This window comes from Pseudomonas sp. MC6, from assembly GCF_054790575.1.
Map to the genome: position 1 here is coordinate 6,279,698 of NZ_CP186504.1, position 13,201 is coordinate 6,292,898.

Sequence of the window (13,201 nt, forward strand, 5' to 3'; positions counted from 1 at the left end):
GCAGCACAGCAAATCCCCTGTAGGGGTGAGCCTGCTCGCGATAGCTATTTATCATTCAAAACAGATGGTGACTGGTACACCGCTATCGCGAGCAGGCTCACTCCTACATTGGTCTCGTGGTGTGGCGGGTGACGAATTCCAGGCATAAAAAAGCACCCCAAAGGATGCTTTTTTCCTTTCGCGTGAAGCTTAGCGCTTCAGCGAAGCCGGCAGGTGCGGCTGGATCGCCGTCAGTACTGCCTTGAAGCATTTGGTGTTGCCGGCAACGATGTGGCCTTTTTCAAGGAAGTCGTGACCGCCGGTGAAGTCGCTCACCAGGCCGCCGGCTTCTTGAATCAGCAGGGCGCCTGCAGCCATGTCCCACTCGGACAGGCCCGATTCCCAGAACGCATCGAAACGACCGGCAGCCACATAAGCCAGGTCCAGGCTCGCCGAACCGGCGCGGCGGATACCGGCAGTCTGGCCAACCAGGGCGCGGAACATGCCCAGGTAGTTGTCGAGGTTGTCCATCTGGTCGTCACGGAACGGGAAGCCGGTACCCAGCAGGGCGCCGTCGAGGCTGGTGCGACCGCTGACGCGCAGGCGACGACCGTTCAGTTGGGCGCCGCGACCACGGCTGGCGGTGAATTCTTCCTGACGAACCGGATCCAGAACAACAGCGTGTTCCAGGCGACCGCGGTATTTGCAGGCGATGCTGACAGCGAAGTGAGGAATGCCGCGCAGGAAGTTGGTGGTGCCGTCCAGTGGATCGATGATCCACAGGTACTCTTCGCCTTCGATGCCGGTACCGGCGTGCAGGCCAGTCTCTTCACCGCGGATGGAGTGGTTCGGGTAAGCCTTGCGCAGCGCGTCGATGATTTTCTGTTCAGCGGCGCGATCGACCTCGGATACATAATCCTTGGCGTCTTTTTCGTCGACCTTGATGGTATCCAGGCGCTCGATGGAGCGGAAGATCAGTTCACTGGCGCTGCGGGCGGCGCGCAGCGCGATATTCAGCATGGGCTGCATGGATGTGTCACCTAAGGTTGTTAAAGAAAGCCGCGCATTCTATCAGAACTTTTCTTCAGGTGAAGGACGCTGTTCGCTTTCATAGCTTAACGGTAGGCTGTTCTGTAAGATTTGCACCCCTTTCCTGTGTCCGAGAGCGCCTCCCTTGCTGCAGAACATTCGTGTTGTCCTGGTCAATACCAGCCACCCCGGCAATATCGGCGGGGCCGCGCGCGCCATGAAAAACATGGGTCTGTCGCGACTGGTGCTGGTCGAACCGCGCCTGTTTCCGCATCACGAGGCCGATGCTCGCGCCTCCGGTGCCGGTGACATCCTTGAAAACGCGCAAGTCGTCGCCACCTTGGAAGACGCCTTGGTCGGCTGCAATCTGGTGCTCGGCACCAGCGCCCGTGACCGTCGAATTCCCTGGCCGCTGCTGGATCCGCGCGAATGCGGGACCAAAGTGGTTGAGGAGGCCGGGCAGGGCGCTGAAATTGCGCTGGTGTTTGGTCGTGAAGATTCCGGCCTGACCAATGACGAGCTGCAGCGATGTCACTTTCACGTGCACATTCCCTCCGACCCTGAGTTCAGTTCGCTGAACCTTGGCGCGGCGGTGCAGGTGTTGAGCTACGAAGTGCGTATGGCCTGGCTGGCCGCACAAGGTCAGCCGAGCAAGATCGAGAAAGAAGAAGTGGCCTCGGTGAAAAGCGCCGAGCTGGCGACCATGGATGAGCTGGAGCGCTTTTATGAGCATCTGGAACAGACGCTGGTCGCCATCGAATTCCTCGATCCGGAAAAACCACGGCACCTGATGGCGCGCCTGCGCCGGTTGTACGGACGCAGCTCGGTCAGTCGGGCGGAAATGAATATTTTGCGTGGCATCCTCACGGAAACCCAGAAAGCGGCCCGTGGTGAGCTTCTTAAGCGGAAGGACTAAATGATGTTTGAGCGTTTGCGTGAAGATATCCAGAGCGTATTCCATCGAGATCCGGCGGCGCGTAACGCTTTTGAAGTCCTGACTTGCTACCCCGGTATGCATGCAATCTGGATTCATCGATTGGCCGGCATGCTCTGGCGCAACGAGCTGAAATGGCTGGCGCGGCTGGTATCAAACTTCGGTCGCTGGTTGACCGGGATCGAAATTCATCCGGGCGCCAAGGTCGGTCGTCGTTTCTTTATCGACCACGGCATGGGCATCGTCATCGGTGAAACCGCTGAGATTGGCGATGACGTGACGATATATCAGGGCGTGACTCTCGGTGGTACCAGCTGGAACAAAGGCAAGCGTCACCCGACGCTGGGTGATGGTGTGGTCGTGGGCGCGGGCGCCAAGGTGCTCGGTCCTTTCACGGTCGGCGCCGGTGCCAAGGTCGGTTCCAATGCCGTGGTGACCAAAGAAGTGCCGCCAGGCGCCACGGTTGTCGGTATTCCTGGGCGAATCATCGTCAAATCCGATGAGGAGCAGGATGCCAAGCGTAAGGCCATGGCCGAGAAGATCGGTTTCGATGCCTACGGCGTCAGTGAAGACATGCCCGACCCGGTGGCGCGCGCCATCGGTCAGTTGCTCGACCATCTGCAAGCGGTGGACGGGCGGCTGGAGGGGATGTGCGGCGCGCTGAAGGATCTGGGCAGCAATTACTGTGCGAAAGATCTGCCTGAACTGCGTGAAGAAGACTTCGCCTGCGTCAAAGGCAAAGACGAATCCAAGGCTAGCTGACATTCCCCTGTAGGAGCTGCCGAAGGCTGCGATACCTTGATCTTCTAACAGAGCAAAATCAAAAGATCGCAGCCTGCGGCAGCTCCTACACAGGCTTGCGCCAGTCGGTGTGCCATTAGGCCGCAGACCCTGCTATCATTCGCGCGCTCTTTTGCGGGTAATCCTGACTAAAGTACTAGGTCTTAAAGTTGACTTAAATACTCGGGAATTGCATACTCGCCCCATTCTGAACTCCGTGGTAACTGTCCATGCGACTGACTACAAAAGGCCGATACGCCGTGACCGCCATGCTTGACCTGGCGTTGCACGCGCAGCACGGGCCCGTGTCCCTGGCCGATATCTCCGAGCGCCAAGGCATCTCCCTGTCCTACCTCGAACAGCTGTTCGCCAAGCTGCGCCGCAGTAACCTGGTTTCCAGCGTTCGCGGTCCGGGTGGTGGCTACCAGTTGTCCCGCGACATGCAGGGCATCCAGGTCGCCCAGGTGATCGATGCGGTAAACGAATCGGTCGATGCCACCAAATGCCAGGGCCAAGGCGATTGCCATTCCGGCGACACTTGCCTGACCCATCATCTGTGGTGCGATTTGAGCCTGCAGATTCACGAATTTCTAAGTGGTATCAGCTTGGCTGATCTTGTGACTCGCCGTGAGGTGCAAGAAGTAGCCCAGCGTCAGGACCAGCGTCGTTGCAACAGCAAGGCGCCACGCCTGGACAAGATTGAAGCGTCCGCCGTCGAATGACAGCCAAAGAGCTAGCGGCACGCCAGCCCTGATTTAGGAGATAGTCCATGAAATTGCCGATTTACCTTGATTACTCTGCGACCACCCCGGTTGATCCGCGTGTTGCGCAAAAGATGAGTGAATGCCTGCTGGTCGACGGAAACTTCGGTAACCCGGCGTCCCGTTCCCACGTATTCGGCTGGAAGGCTGAAGAGTCCGTCGAAAACGCCCGTCGTCAGGTGGCCGATCTGGTCAATGCCGACCCGCGCGAAATCGTCTGGACCTCGGGCGCGACCGAATCCGATAACCTGGCAATCAAGGGTGCGGCGCATTTCTACGGTTCCAAGGGCAAGCACCTGATCACCTCCAAGATTGAGCACAAGGCTGTCCTTGACACCATGCGCCAACTTGAGCGTGAAGGTTTCGAGGTCACTTACCTCGAGCCGACCGAAGACGGTCTGATCACCCCGGCCATGATTGAAGCTGCACTGCGCGAAGACACCATCCTGGTCTCCGTGATGCACGTGAACAACGAAATCGGCACCGTCAACGACATCGCCGCTATTGGCGAAATGCTCCGCGCCAAGGGCGTTCTGTTCCACGTCGACGCCGCTCAGTCCACTGGCAAGGTCGACATCGACCTGCAGAAACTGAAAGTCGACATGATGTCGTTCTCCGCTCACAAAACCTACGGCCCTAAAGGCATCGGCGCGCTGTACGTCAGCCGCAAGCCGCGTGTGCGCATCGAAGCGACCATGCACGGCGGCGGTCACGAGCGCGGCATGCGTTCCGGCACTCTGGCGACCCATCAGATCGTCGGCATGGGTGAAGCGTTCCGTGTAGCCAAAGAAGACATGGCTGCTGAAAACGTCCGTATCAAAGCCTTGAGCGACCGTTTTTACAAGCAGGTCGAGCATCTGGAAGAGCTGTACGTCAACGGCAGCCTGACCGCCCGCGTTCCGCACAACCTGAACCTGAGCTTCAACTACGTTGAAGGCGAGTCGCTGATCATGGCGCTCAAGGATCTCGCGGTATCGTCCGGTTCGGCTTGCACCTCGGCGTCGCTGGAGCCTTCGTACGTACTGCGCGCCCTGGGCCGCAACGACGAACTGGCACACAGCTCGATCCGCTTCACCTTCGGGCGTTTCACCACCGAAGAAGAAATCGACTACGCCGCGCAGAAAGTCTGCGAGGCCGTTACCAAGCTGCGCGCTTTGTCGCCGCTGTGGGACATGTACAAAGACGGCGTCGATATCTCGAAAATCGAGTGGGCGGCACACTAAATATAGAAGCCGCCAGATACAGATCCTGTAGCGACGTGGCGGTTTACGCAGCGCAGTTGCAGGGTCTCAAGAGCGGCCCTGATGAGTGAGGATTGAGAATCATGGCTTACAGCGAAAAGGTCATCGACCACTACGAAAACCCGCGCAACGTCGGCAAGATGAACGCGGAAGATCCTGATGTCGGCACCGGCATGGTCGGCGCTCCGGCGTGCGGCGACGTGATGCGTCTGCAAATCAAGGTCAACGACGCTGGCATCATCGAAGATGCCAAGTTCAAGACCTACGGCTGCGGTTCGGCTATCGCTTCCAGCTCCCTCGCCACCGAGTGGATGAAGGGCAAGACCCTGGACGAAGCAGAAACTATCAAGAACACTCAGCTGGCCGAAGAACTGGCCCTGCCGCCAGTGAAAATTCACTGCTCGGTACTGGCTGAAGACGCTATCAAAGCGGCTGTTCGCGATTACAAGCAGAAGAAAGGCTTGATCTGACTTTCTGGATTTGGCGACGAGTAAGGAGTCACCGATGGCTATCAGCATGACAGAAGCGGCTGCTCGACACGTGCGGCGCTCCCTCGACGGGCGCGGCAAAGGTGAAGGGATTCGTCTGGGTGTTCGCACCACAGGCTGTTCCGGCCTTGCCTACGTGCTGGAGTTTGTCGACGAGGTGGTTGCAGAGGATCAGGTGTTCGAGAGTCACGGCGAAAAAGTGATCATCGACCCGAAAAGCCTCGCCTACCTGGACGGCACCGAGCTCGATTTCGTCAAGGAAGGGTTGAACGAAGGCTTCAAGTTCAACAACCCCAACGTACGCGGTGAATGTGGCTGCGGCGAAAGCTTCAACATCTGAGGCTTGTCGTGGGTATTCCTTGTCATTTCGCTTTATTCGAGCTGCAACCGGGTTTCCGTCTGGATCTCGAGCAGTTGGCCACGCGCTATCGTGAGTTGGCGCGCGGCGTTCATCCTGACCGCTTTGCCGACGCTTCCGAGCGTGAGCAGCGGTCGGCACTCGAGCAATCTGCACGGCTCAACGACGCCTATCAGACGCTCAAGAGTCCGGCCCAGCGCGCACGCTACCTGCTGACCATCAGCGGGCATGAAGTGCCGATGGAAGTCACCGTCCATGATCCCGAGTTTCTTCTGCAGCAGATGCAATGGCGCGAAGAGCTCGAAGACCTCCAGGACAGTGCCGACCTCGACGGTGTCGCGGTGTTCAAGCGGCGCTTGAAAGTGGCTCAGGAAGAACTCAATGAAAGCTTCGCAGCCTGTTGGGATGATGCGGCGCAACGCGAACAGGCCGAACGCCTGATGCGGCGCATGCAGTTCCTCGACAAGCTCACCTACGAAGTGCGCCAGTTAGAAGAGCGCCTCGACGATTAACCCAGTGCCGCTCCGGTCGCACGCCTGATATACAGATAAGTCCTGATCACGATGGCCCTACTGCAGATCGCCGAACCCGGCCAAAGTCCTCAACCGCACCAGCGTCGTCTGGCTGTGGGGATCGACTTGGGCACTACCAATTCGCTGGTCGCTGCGTTGCGCAGTGGTCTTTCCGAGCCGTTGGCCGACGCAAACGGGCAGGTCATCCTGCCGTCCGCTGTGCGTTACCACGCCGATCACGTCGAAGTCGGCGAGTCGGCCAAGCTGGCTGCCGCTTCCGATCCTTTGAACACTGTGCTGTCGGTCAAGCGCTTGATGGGTCGTGGTCTGTCCGACGTCAAGCAATTGGGCGAGCAACTGCCCTACCGCTTTGTCGGTGGCGAGTCGCACATGCCGTTTATCGACACCGTGCAGGGCCCGAAAAGCCCGGTCGAAGTCTCCGCCGATATCCTCAAGGTCCTGCGTCAGCGCGCTGAAGCGACCTTGGGTGGCGAACTGGTGGGTGCGGTGATTACCGTTCCGGCGTATTTCGACGATGCTCAGCGTCAAGCCACTAAAGATGCGGCGAAACTCGCCGGTCTGAACGTGCTGCGTTTGCTCAATGAGCCGACCGCAGCGGCTGTGGCATACGGTCTGGATCAGCACGCTGAAGGCCTGGTCGCCATTTATGACCTCGGCGGCGGTACTTTCGATATTTCCATTCTGCGTCTGACCGGCGGTGTTTTCGAAGTTTTGGCCACTGGCGGCGACAGCGCGCTGGGCGGCGATGACTTCGATCACGCGATTGCCGGCTGGATCATCGAGAGCGCCGGCTTGTCCGCCGATCTCGATCCGGGCGCACAACGCAATCTGCTGCAAACCGCTTGTGCGGCCAAAGAAGCCCTGACCGACTCGGCCAGCGTTGAAGTGGCCTATGGCGACTGGAAAGCACCGCTGACCCGCGAAGCCTTCGATGCGCTGATCGAGCCAATGGTCGCGCGCAGCCTGAAAGCCTGCCGCCGTGCCGTTCGCGACTCCGGCATCGAGCTGGAAGATGTGCACGCCGTGGTCATGGTCGGCGGTTCGACTCGGGTTCCGCGTGTTCGCGAAGCCGTTGCCGAAGCTTTTGGTCGTCAGCCTTTGACTGAAATCGATCCGGATCAAGTGGTGGCCATCGGTGCCGCGATCCAGGCCGATACCCTGGCGGGCAACAAGCGCGATGGCGGCGAACTGCTGCTGCTCGACGTGATTCCGCTGTCCCTGGGGCTGGAAACCATGGGCGGCCTGATGGAGAAGGTGATTCCGCGCAACACCACCATCCCTGTCGCTCGCGCACAAGATTTCACTACGTATAAAGACGGCCAGTCGGCCATGGCGATCCACGTCCTGCAGGGTGAGCGCGAGCTGATCAGCGACTGTCGCTCCCTGGCGCGCTTCGAATTGCGCGGCATTCCAGCGATGGTGGCTGGTGCAGCGAAGATTCGCGTGACCTTCCAGGTCGATGCCGACGGTCTGCTCAGCGTTTCCGCTCGTGAGCTGGGTTCGGGCGTTGAGGCGAGCATTCAGGTCAAGCCGTCCTACGGTCTGACCGACGGCGAAATCGCCAAGATGCTCAAGGATTCGTTCCAGCACGCCAATGACGACAAGGTCGCCCGCGTTCTGCGTGAGCAGCAAGTCGATGCCCAACGCTTGATCGAAGCGGTGCAGGGTGCTCTGGAGGCCGATGGCGAGCGTTTGCTCGACGCCGAAGAGCGCATGGTCATCGATCTGCAGTTGCAGGAACTGGCCGAACTGATGAAAGGCACTGATGGTTACGCCATCGAGCAGCAGACCAAGCGTCTGTCGCAAGTGACCGATGCTTTTGCTGCCCGCCGCATGGATCTGACGGTGAAAGCCGCTCTGTCGGGGCGCAATCTGAATGAAATCGAGGATATCTGATGCCGCAGGTCATTTTTCTGCCCCACGAGAAGTTCTGCCCTGAAGGCATGGTGGTCGAGGCTGCGCCCGGCACCTCGATTCTCGAACTGGCCCACGAACACCACATCGAGATGGAAAGCGCCTGCGGCGGCGTCTGTGCTTGCACCACTTGCCACTGCATCATCCGCGAGGGTTTCGACTCGATGGAAGAGGCTGACGAGCTGGAAGAAGACTTCCTCGATCGCGCCTGGGGCCTGGAAGCGCAATCGCGTCTGGCTTGCCAGGCGATCGTCGGTGAAGAAGACATCACCGTCGAAATTCCGAAATATTCGCTTAACCATGCGGCTGAAGCGCCGCACTGACTGGTAAGACTGTCATGAGCTACGGTTGGAATGATGTTCAACGTATTGCAGAAGAACTGGCCGCGACCAAGCCGGGTGTAGATCCGTTTTCTGTCAATTTCGTCGACTTGCAGCAATGGATCAAAGAACTGCCGGATTTTGACAACACCTCTGGTCGCGTAGGCGAGAAGGTGTTGGAAGCGGTTCAGACGCTCTGGGCTGAAGAATTGGACTGATCGTCCTCGCAGGTTAGGCAATACCCAAGAACCCGCGTATAATTCGCGGGTTTAATTTTTCGCAAATTACCGTTTCTGGAGTTACACCATGGCTGTTCAACGCACTTTCTCCATCATCAAGCCTGACGCTGTTGCAAAAAACGTCATCGGCGAAATCACCACCCGTTTCGAAAAAGCCGGCCTGCGCGTTGTAGCTTCGAAACTGAAGCAACTGTCCAAAGCTGAAGCTGAAGGCTTCTACGCTGAGCACAGCGCTCGTGGTTTCTTCGGCGACCTGGTTGCTTTCATGATCTCCGGTCCTGTTGTTGTTCAGGTTCTGGAAGGCGAAAACGCTATCGCTCTGAACCGTGAGCTGATGGGCGCTACCAACCCTAAAGAAGCTGCTGCCGGCACCATCCGCGCTGACTTCGCTGATTCCATCGACGCCAACGCTGTTCACGGTTCGGACTCCGAAGCCGCAGCTGCTCGTGAAATCTCGTACTTCTTCGCAGCTACTGAAGTAACCACTCGCTAAGCATTGGCTTAAGAGTGAAGGTGAATCCATGACTACATCGACTGTAAAAACCAACCTGCTGGGTCTGACTCAACAGGAAATGGAAAAATTCTTCGACTCAATCGGGGAGAAGCGTTTCCGTGCCGGTCAGGTAATGAAATGGATTCACCACTTTGGCGTCGATGATTTCGACGCCATGACGAACGTCAGCAAGGCCTTGCGCGACAAGCTCAAGGCTATTGCTGAGGTCCGTGGTCCGGAAGTGGTCAGCGAGGACATCTCCAGCGACGGCACCCGTAAGTGGGTGGTGCGCGTGGCGTCCGGCAGCTGCGTCGAGACCGTGTACATTCCCCAGGGCAAGCGCGGCACATTGTGCGTTTCGTCCCAGGCAGGCTGTGCCCTGGATTGCAGTTTCTGCTCCACCGGCAAGCAAGGCTTCAATAGCAACCTCACCGCCGCCGAAGTCATCGGTCAGGTGTGGATTGCCAACAAATCTTTCGGCAGCGTCCCGGCAACCGTCGACCGTGCCATCACCAACGTGGTGATGATGGGCATGGGTGAGCCGCTGCTGAACTTCGACAACGTCGTCGCCGCCATGCATCTGATGATGGATGACCTCGGCTACGGGATTTCCAAGCGCCGCGTAACCCTGTCCACTTCGGGCGTGGTGCCGATGATCGATGAGCTGGCCAAGCACATCGACGTCTCCCTGGCGTTGTCGCTGCACGCACCGAATGACGCATTGCGTAACCAATTGGTGCCGATCAACAAGAAATATCCGCTTAAGATGTTGCTCGAGTCGTGCCAGCGCTACATGTCGTCCCTGGGCGAAAAACGCGTGCTGACCATCGAGTACACCTTGCTCAAGGACATCAACGACAAGGTCGAGCACGCCGTCGAGATGATCGAGCTACTGAAGAATATTCCGTGCAAGATCAACCTGATTCCGTTCAACCCGTTCCCGCATTCCGGGTACGAGCGGCCAAGCAACAACGCGATCCGTCGTTTCCAGGATCAGTTGCATCAGGCCGGTTTCAACGTCACCGTCCGCACCACCCGTGGTGAAGACATCGACGCTGCATGTGGTCAATTGGTAGGGCAGGTGCTGGATCGCACCCGTCGCAGCGAACGTTACATCGCCGTGCGCGAGTTGAGCGCCGACAGCGATCTGGCACAGAACGCCGCGAACACAAATTAAGAGAGGATCTCTATGTCCCTGCGCTTTGCGCTGCTGTTGCTGTTGGCCAGCCTGTGTGCTGGTTGTGTCCTGTCGGGTGACTACAACCCGATGAAGACCAGCAAGGGCCGCGATGAAGCGCGGGCTGCCTACGTGCAGTTGGGGCTGGGATACTTGCAGCAAGGCATGACCGAGCGGGCCAAGGTGCCGCTGAAGAAGGCGCTGGAAATCGATGGTTCCGATCCTGACGCCAACGCTGCTCTCGGCTTGGTGTTCCAGTCCGAAATGGAGCCTGAGCTGGCCGACGAACACTTCCGCAAGGCTTTGTCCTCCCGTCCTGCCGATGCGCGCATCCTCAACAACTACGGCAGTTTTCTCTACGAAGAACAGCGTTATAAAGAAGCCTACGAGCGTTTTGAACAGGCCGCTGCCGATACCCTGTATCCTGAGCGTTCGCGTGTGTTCGAGAACCTCGGCATGACGGCCGCGAAGCTCGGTCAGCGTGATCTGGCGCAGCAACAGCTGGAAAAGGCACTGCGTCTGAATCGTCAACAACCGCGTGCATTGCTGGAAATGGCTGAGTTGTCCTTCGAAGACAGGCATTATGTGCCCGCGCGTGACTATTACGACCGTTTCAGCCTGCTGACCGAACAAAATGCACGTAGTCTATTGCTCGGCGTTCGGCTGGCAAAAGTGTTTGAAGATCGCGACAAGGCCGCCAGTTATGGCCTGCAATTAAAACGACTCTATCCCGGTACGCCGGAATATCAGCAATACCTGTCGGAGCAATGATGAAAGCGGCGCATCCCGAAGTTGTAGCAGCGAATCGCGTTAACCCCGGTGAGACCCTGCGCCAGGCCCGCGAAAGCAATGGCTGGTCGCTGGCCGAAGTGGCCCTCAAGCTCAACCTCACCGTGACTTCCCTGAGCAATCTTGAAGCCGGCGCTTTCGACAAGCTGCCGGGGCATACCTTCGCTCGCGGTTACATTCGCGCCTATGCCAAATTGCTCGGCATGGACCAGACCGTTCTGGTCCAGCAATTCGACCAGTCCACTGGCACCGATTCCCAGGGCAGCAACGTTCATGCCCTTGGCCGTATCGAAGAGCCGGTGCGGGTTTCCCACACCATTCTGCGTATTGTCAGCCTGCTGTTGCTGATCGCGGTCATCGGCGGCGGTTTCGTCTGGTGGCAGGATCAGACCTCGCTGCGCAGCAAGGACTTGACGTCGCTGGCGCCTGAGCACGTTGAAGTCGAAGGTGCTGACGGTACGACCCAGATTCACCCGATTGACGAGCCGGAAGACCAGGCTGTCGAGGAGAATCAGGCTGATACTTCCACAGCGCTGGCGCTGCCTCAGTCTGAAACCACCGCTGAATCGACCGGTGCCGAAGCTACCACCCCGGCAACCACTCCGGCCGCACCGGTTGCGCCGGCGGCAACGACGACCGCCCCGGCTCATACGCCAGCGCCAGTTGTCGCTACCCCGGCAACCCCGGCACCAAACGCTCCCGCGACTCCAGCACCGACCACCACTGCGCCGGTTGCTCCTGCTACCGCCGCGCCAACCGCAGAAGCAACCGCGCCGGTGGCTGGCGACGGTCAGGTCCAGTTGCAGTTCAGCGCCGATTGCTGGGCACAAGTGACCGATGGCCGTGGCAAAGTGATTTTCAGTGGTCTGAAGCATAAAGGCGATAGCGTCAGCGTTTCCGGCAAGCCGCCGCTTAGCGTGCGTCTGGGCGTTGCCCGTGCTGCACAGGTCAGCTACAACGGCCAGCCGGTCGATATCGCTCCGTTCACCAGTGGCGAGACTGCTCGCCTGAAGTTGGGTCAATAAGTCATGCACGGCGAATCTCCAATCAAACGTCGCGTTTCGCGCAAGATCTGGGTCGGCAACGTACCGGTGGGCGGCGATGCGCCGATCGCGGTGCAGAGCATGACCAACAGCGACACCAATGACGTTGCGGCCACCGTTGCGCAAATCAATCGTCTGGAAGCCGCTGGCGTCGATATCGTCCGCGTTTCGGTGCCGGACATGGACGCCGCCGAGGCGTTCGGCAAGATCAAGCAACTGGTCAAGGTGCCATTGGTTGCCGACATCCACTTCGACTACAAGATCGCTTTGCGCGTCGCTGAGCTGGGTGTGGACTGCCTGCGCATCAACCCGGGCAACATCGGTCGTGAAGACCGTGTTCGTGCGGTGGTCGATGCAGCGCGTGATCGCGGCATTCCGATCCGCATCGGCGTCAACGCCGGTTCGCTGGAAAAAGACCTGCAAAAGAAATACGGCGAGCCGACTCCAGCCGCGCTGGTTGAGTCCGCTCTGCGCCACGTTGAACACCTCGAGCGCCTGAATTTCCAGGACTTCAAGGTCAGCGTGAAGGCTTCCGACGTGTTCATGGCCGTCGAAGCGTACCGCTTGCTGGCGAAAGAAATCGTCCAGCCGCTGCACCTGGGCATCACCGAAGCCGGTGGATTGCGTTCGGGCACAGTGAAATCCGCCGTGGGCCTAGGTATGCTGCTCGCCGAGGGGATTGGCGATACTATCCGCATCTCGCTGGCGGCCGACCCGATCGAGGAAGTGAAGGTCGGTTACGACATTCTCAAGTCTTTGCATCTGCGTTCCCGTGGCATCAACTTCATCGCCTGCCCGAGCTGCTCGCGGCAGAACTTCGATGTGGTGAAAACCATGAACGAGCTGGAAGGGCGCCTTGAAGACCTGCTGGTGCCGCTGGATGTCGCGGTGATCGGTTGCGTGGTCAACGGCCCCGGCGAAGCCAAGGAAGCCCATATCGGCTTGACCGGCGGTACGCCAAACCTGATTTACATCGACGGCAAGCCGTCGCAGAAACTGACGAATGACAATCTGGTGGACGAGCTGGAAAAGCTGATCCGCCAGAAAGCGGCCGAAAAGGTCGAAGCTGACGCTGCGGTTATTGCGCGCGGCTGAGCCTGACTGAAGAGCCGAACGAATTTAA

16 protein-coding genes are annotated in these 13,201 nt (G+C 58.8%); 15 read left to right on the top strand and 1 reads right to left on the bottom strand.

What is annotated here, in order from left to right; genetic code table 11:
- Positions 1-189: 189 nt before the first annotated feature.
- Entirely contained in the window at positions 190-1,008 is an 819-nt protein-coding gene (gene suhB, locus ACOYXE_RS28335; protein WP_016984379.1) for a type III secretion system regulator SuhB, read from the bottom strand.
- 145 nt (positions 1,009-1,153) lie between these two features.
- Between suhB and trmJ the strand changes: the two genes are divergently transcribed.
- The 15 genes from trmJ (at position 1,154) to ispG (ending at position 13,173) form a co-directional block, all read left to right on the top strand.
- Positions 1,154-1,924: a tRNA (cytosine(32)/uridine(32)-2'-O)-methyltransferase TrmJ gene (gene trmJ, locus ACOYXE_RS28340; protein WP_008084663.1), complete on the top strand. Its 771-nt coding sequence runs from the start codon at positions 1,154-1,156 to the stop codon at positions 1,922-1,924.
- Positions 1,925-1,927: 3 nt separating this feature from the next.
- On the top strand, positions 1,928-2,704 hold the full coding sequence (cysE, locus tag ACOYXE_RS28345) for a serine O-acetyltransferase (RefSeq protein WP_007916901.1): 777 nt from the start codon (positions 1,928-1,930) through the stop codon (positions 2,702-2,704).
- A 248-nt stretch (positions 2,705-2,952) separates the two neighbouring features.
- Positions 2,953-3,444, top strand: a complete 492-nt coding sequence (iscR, locus tag ACOYXE_RS28350; RefSeq protein ID WP_003227911.1) for a Fe-S cluster assembly transcriptional regulator IscR — start codon at positions 2,953-2,955, stop codon at positions 3,442-3,444.
- A gap of 47 nt (positions 3,445-3,491) precedes the next feature.
- On the top strand, positions 3,492-4,706 hold the full coding sequence (locus tag ACOYXE_RS28355; protein ID WP_034156255.1) for an IscS subfamily cysteine desulfurase: 1,215 nt from the start codon (positions 3,492-3,494) through the stop codon (positions 4,704-4,706).
- 101 nt (positions 4,707-4,807) lie between these two features.
- The gene (gene iscU, locus ACOYXE_RS28360) at positions 4,808-5,194 is read left to right on the top strand and encodes a Fe-S cluster assembly scaffold IscU (protein ID WP_007916892.1); all 387 of its coding nucleotides are present in this window, start codon (positions 4,808-4,810) and stop codon (positions 5,192-5,194) included.
- Positions 5,195-5,228: 34 nt separating this feature from the next.
- A complete protein-coding gene (gene iscA / locus ACOYXE_RS28365) occupies positions 5,229-5,552 on the top strand; it encodes an iron-sulfur cluster assembly protein IscA (protein ID WP_003227904.1) in 324 nt (107 codons plus the stop codon).
- Positions 5,553-5,560: 8 nt separating this feature from the next.
- Positions 5,561-6,082, top strand: a complete 522-nt coding sequence (hscB, locus tag ACOYXE_RS28370; protein WP_007916889.1) for a co-chaperone HscB — start codon at positions 5,561-5,563, stop codon at positions 6,080-6,082.
- A gap of 51 nt (positions 6,083-6,133) precedes the next feature.
- Entirely contained in the window at positions 6,134-7,999 is a 1,866-nt protein-coding gene (hscA, locus tag ACOYXE_RS28375) for a Fe-S protein assembly chaperone HscA (RefSeq protein ID WP_405122931.1), read from the top strand.
- On the top strand, positions 7,999-8,340 hold the full coding sequence (gene fdx / locus ACOYXE_RS28380) for an ISC system 2Fe-2S type ferredoxin (protein WP_007916885.1): 342 nt from the start codon (positions 7,999-8,001) through the stop codon (positions 8,338-8,340). The genes hscA and fdx overlap by 1 nt, the downstream gene beginning before the upstream one ends.
- Positions 8,341-8,354: 14 nt before the next feature.
- Positions 8,355-8,555 carry a Fe-S cluster assembly protein IscX gene (iscX, locus tag ACOYXE_RS28385; protein WP_460927124.1) on the top strand — a complete coding sequence of 67 codons (201 nt, stop codon included), beginning with the start codon at positions 8,355-8,357 and terminating at the stop codon, positions 8,553-8,555.
- 88 nt (positions 8,556-8,643) lie between these two features.
- A complete protein-coding gene (gene ndk / locus ACOYXE_RS28390) occupies positions 8,644-9,069 on the top strand; it encodes a nucleoside-diphosphate kinase (RefSeq protein ID WP_007916882.1) in 426 nt (141 codons plus the stop codon).
- Positions 9,070-9,097: 28 nt separating this feature from the next.
- Positions 9,098-10,246: a dual-specificity RNA methyltransferase RlmN gene (gene rlmN, locus ACOYXE_RS28395; protein WP_077574427.1), complete on the top strand. Its 1,149-nt coding sequence runs from the start codon at positions 9,098-9,100 to the stop codon at positions 10,244-10,246.
- A 12-nt stretch (positions 10,247-10,258) separates the two neighbouring features.
- Entirely contained in the window at positions 10,259-11,017 is a 759-nt protein-coding gene (gene pilW / locus ACOYXE_RS28400; protein WP_160059313.1) for a type IV pilus biogenesis/stability protein PilW, read from the top strand.
- The gene (locus tag ACOYXE_RS28405) at positions 11,017-12,060 is read left to right on the top strand and encodes a RodZ domain-containing protein (protein WP_460927127.1); all 1,044 of its coding nucleotides are present in this window, start codon (positions 11,017-11,019) and stop codon (positions 12,058-12,060) included. Before pilW ends, ACOYXE_RS28405 begins: the two co-directional genes overlap by 1 nt.
- Before the next feature lie 3 nt (positions 12,061-12,063).
- Complete coding sequence (gene ispG, locus ACOYXE_RS28410) at positions 12,064-13,173, top strand: flavodoxin-dependent (E)-4-hydroxy-3-methylbut-2-enyl-diphosphate synthase (protein ID WP_460927129.1); 1,110 nt, start codon at positions 12,064-12,066, stop codon at positions 13,171-13,173.
- The last annotated feature ends 28 nt before the right edge of the window (positions 13,174-13,201 follow it).

What these genes read in the sequence shown, in the direction of transcription:
- suhB (WP_016984379.1), bottom strand. Translation starts at nt 1,008, where the DNA reads ATGCAGCCCATGCTGAATATCGCGCTGCGCGCCGCCCGCAGCGCCAGT.
- cysE (WP_007916901.1), top strand. Translation starts at nt 1,928, where the DNA reads ATGTTTGAGCGTTTGCGTGAAGATATCCAGAGCGTATTCCATCGAGAT.
- iscR (WP_003227911.1), top strand. Translation starts at nt 2,953, where the DNA reads ATGCGACTGACTACAAAAGGCCGATACGCCGTGACCGCCATGCTTGAC.
- ACOYXE_RS28355 (WP_034156255.1), top strand. Translation starts at nt 3,492, where the DNA reads ATGAAATTGCCGATTTACCTTGATTACTCTGCGACCACCCCGGTTGAT.
- iscU (WP_007916892.1), top strand. Translation starts at nt 4,808, where the DNA reads ATGGCTTACAGCGAAAAGGTCATCGACCACTACGAAAACCCGCGCAAC.
- iscA (WP_003227904.1), top strand. Translation starts at nt 5,229, where the DNA reads ATGGCTATCAGCATGACAGAAGCGGCTGCTCGACACGTGCGGCGCTCC.
- hscA (WP_405122931.1), top strand. Translation starts at nt 6,134, where the DNA reads ATGGCCCTACTGCAGATCGCCGAACCCGGCCAAAGTCCTCAACCGCAC.
- fdx (WP_007916885.1), top strand. Translation starts at nt 7,999, where the DNA reads ATGCCGCAGGTCATTTTTCTGCCCCACGAGAAGTTCTGCCCTGAAGGC.
- iscX (WP_460927124.1), top strand. Translation starts at nt 8,355, where the DNA reads ATGAGCTACGGTTGGAATGATGTTCAACGTATTGCAGAAGAACTGGCC.
- ndk (WP_007916882.1), top strand. Translation starts at nt 8,644, where the DNA reads ATGGCTGTTCAACGCACTTTCTCCATCATCAAGCCTGACGCTGTTGCA.
- rlmN (WP_077574427.1), top strand. Translation starts at nt 9,098, where the DNA reads ATGACTACATCGACTGTAAAAACCAACCTGCTGGGTCTGACTCAACAG.
- pilW (WP_160059313.1), top strand. Translation starts at nt 10,259, where the DNA reads ATGTCCCTGCGCTTTGCGCTGCTGTTGCTGTTGGCCAGCCTGTGTGCT.
- ACOYXE_RS28405 (WP_460927127.1), top strand. Translation starts at nt 11,017, where the DNA reads ATGAAAGCGGCGCATCCCGAAGTTGTAGCAGCGAATCGCGTTAACCCC.
- ispG (WP_460927129.1), top strand. Translation starts at nt 12,064, where the DNA reads ATGCACGGCGAATCTCCAATCAAACGTCGCGTTTCGCGCAAGATCTGG.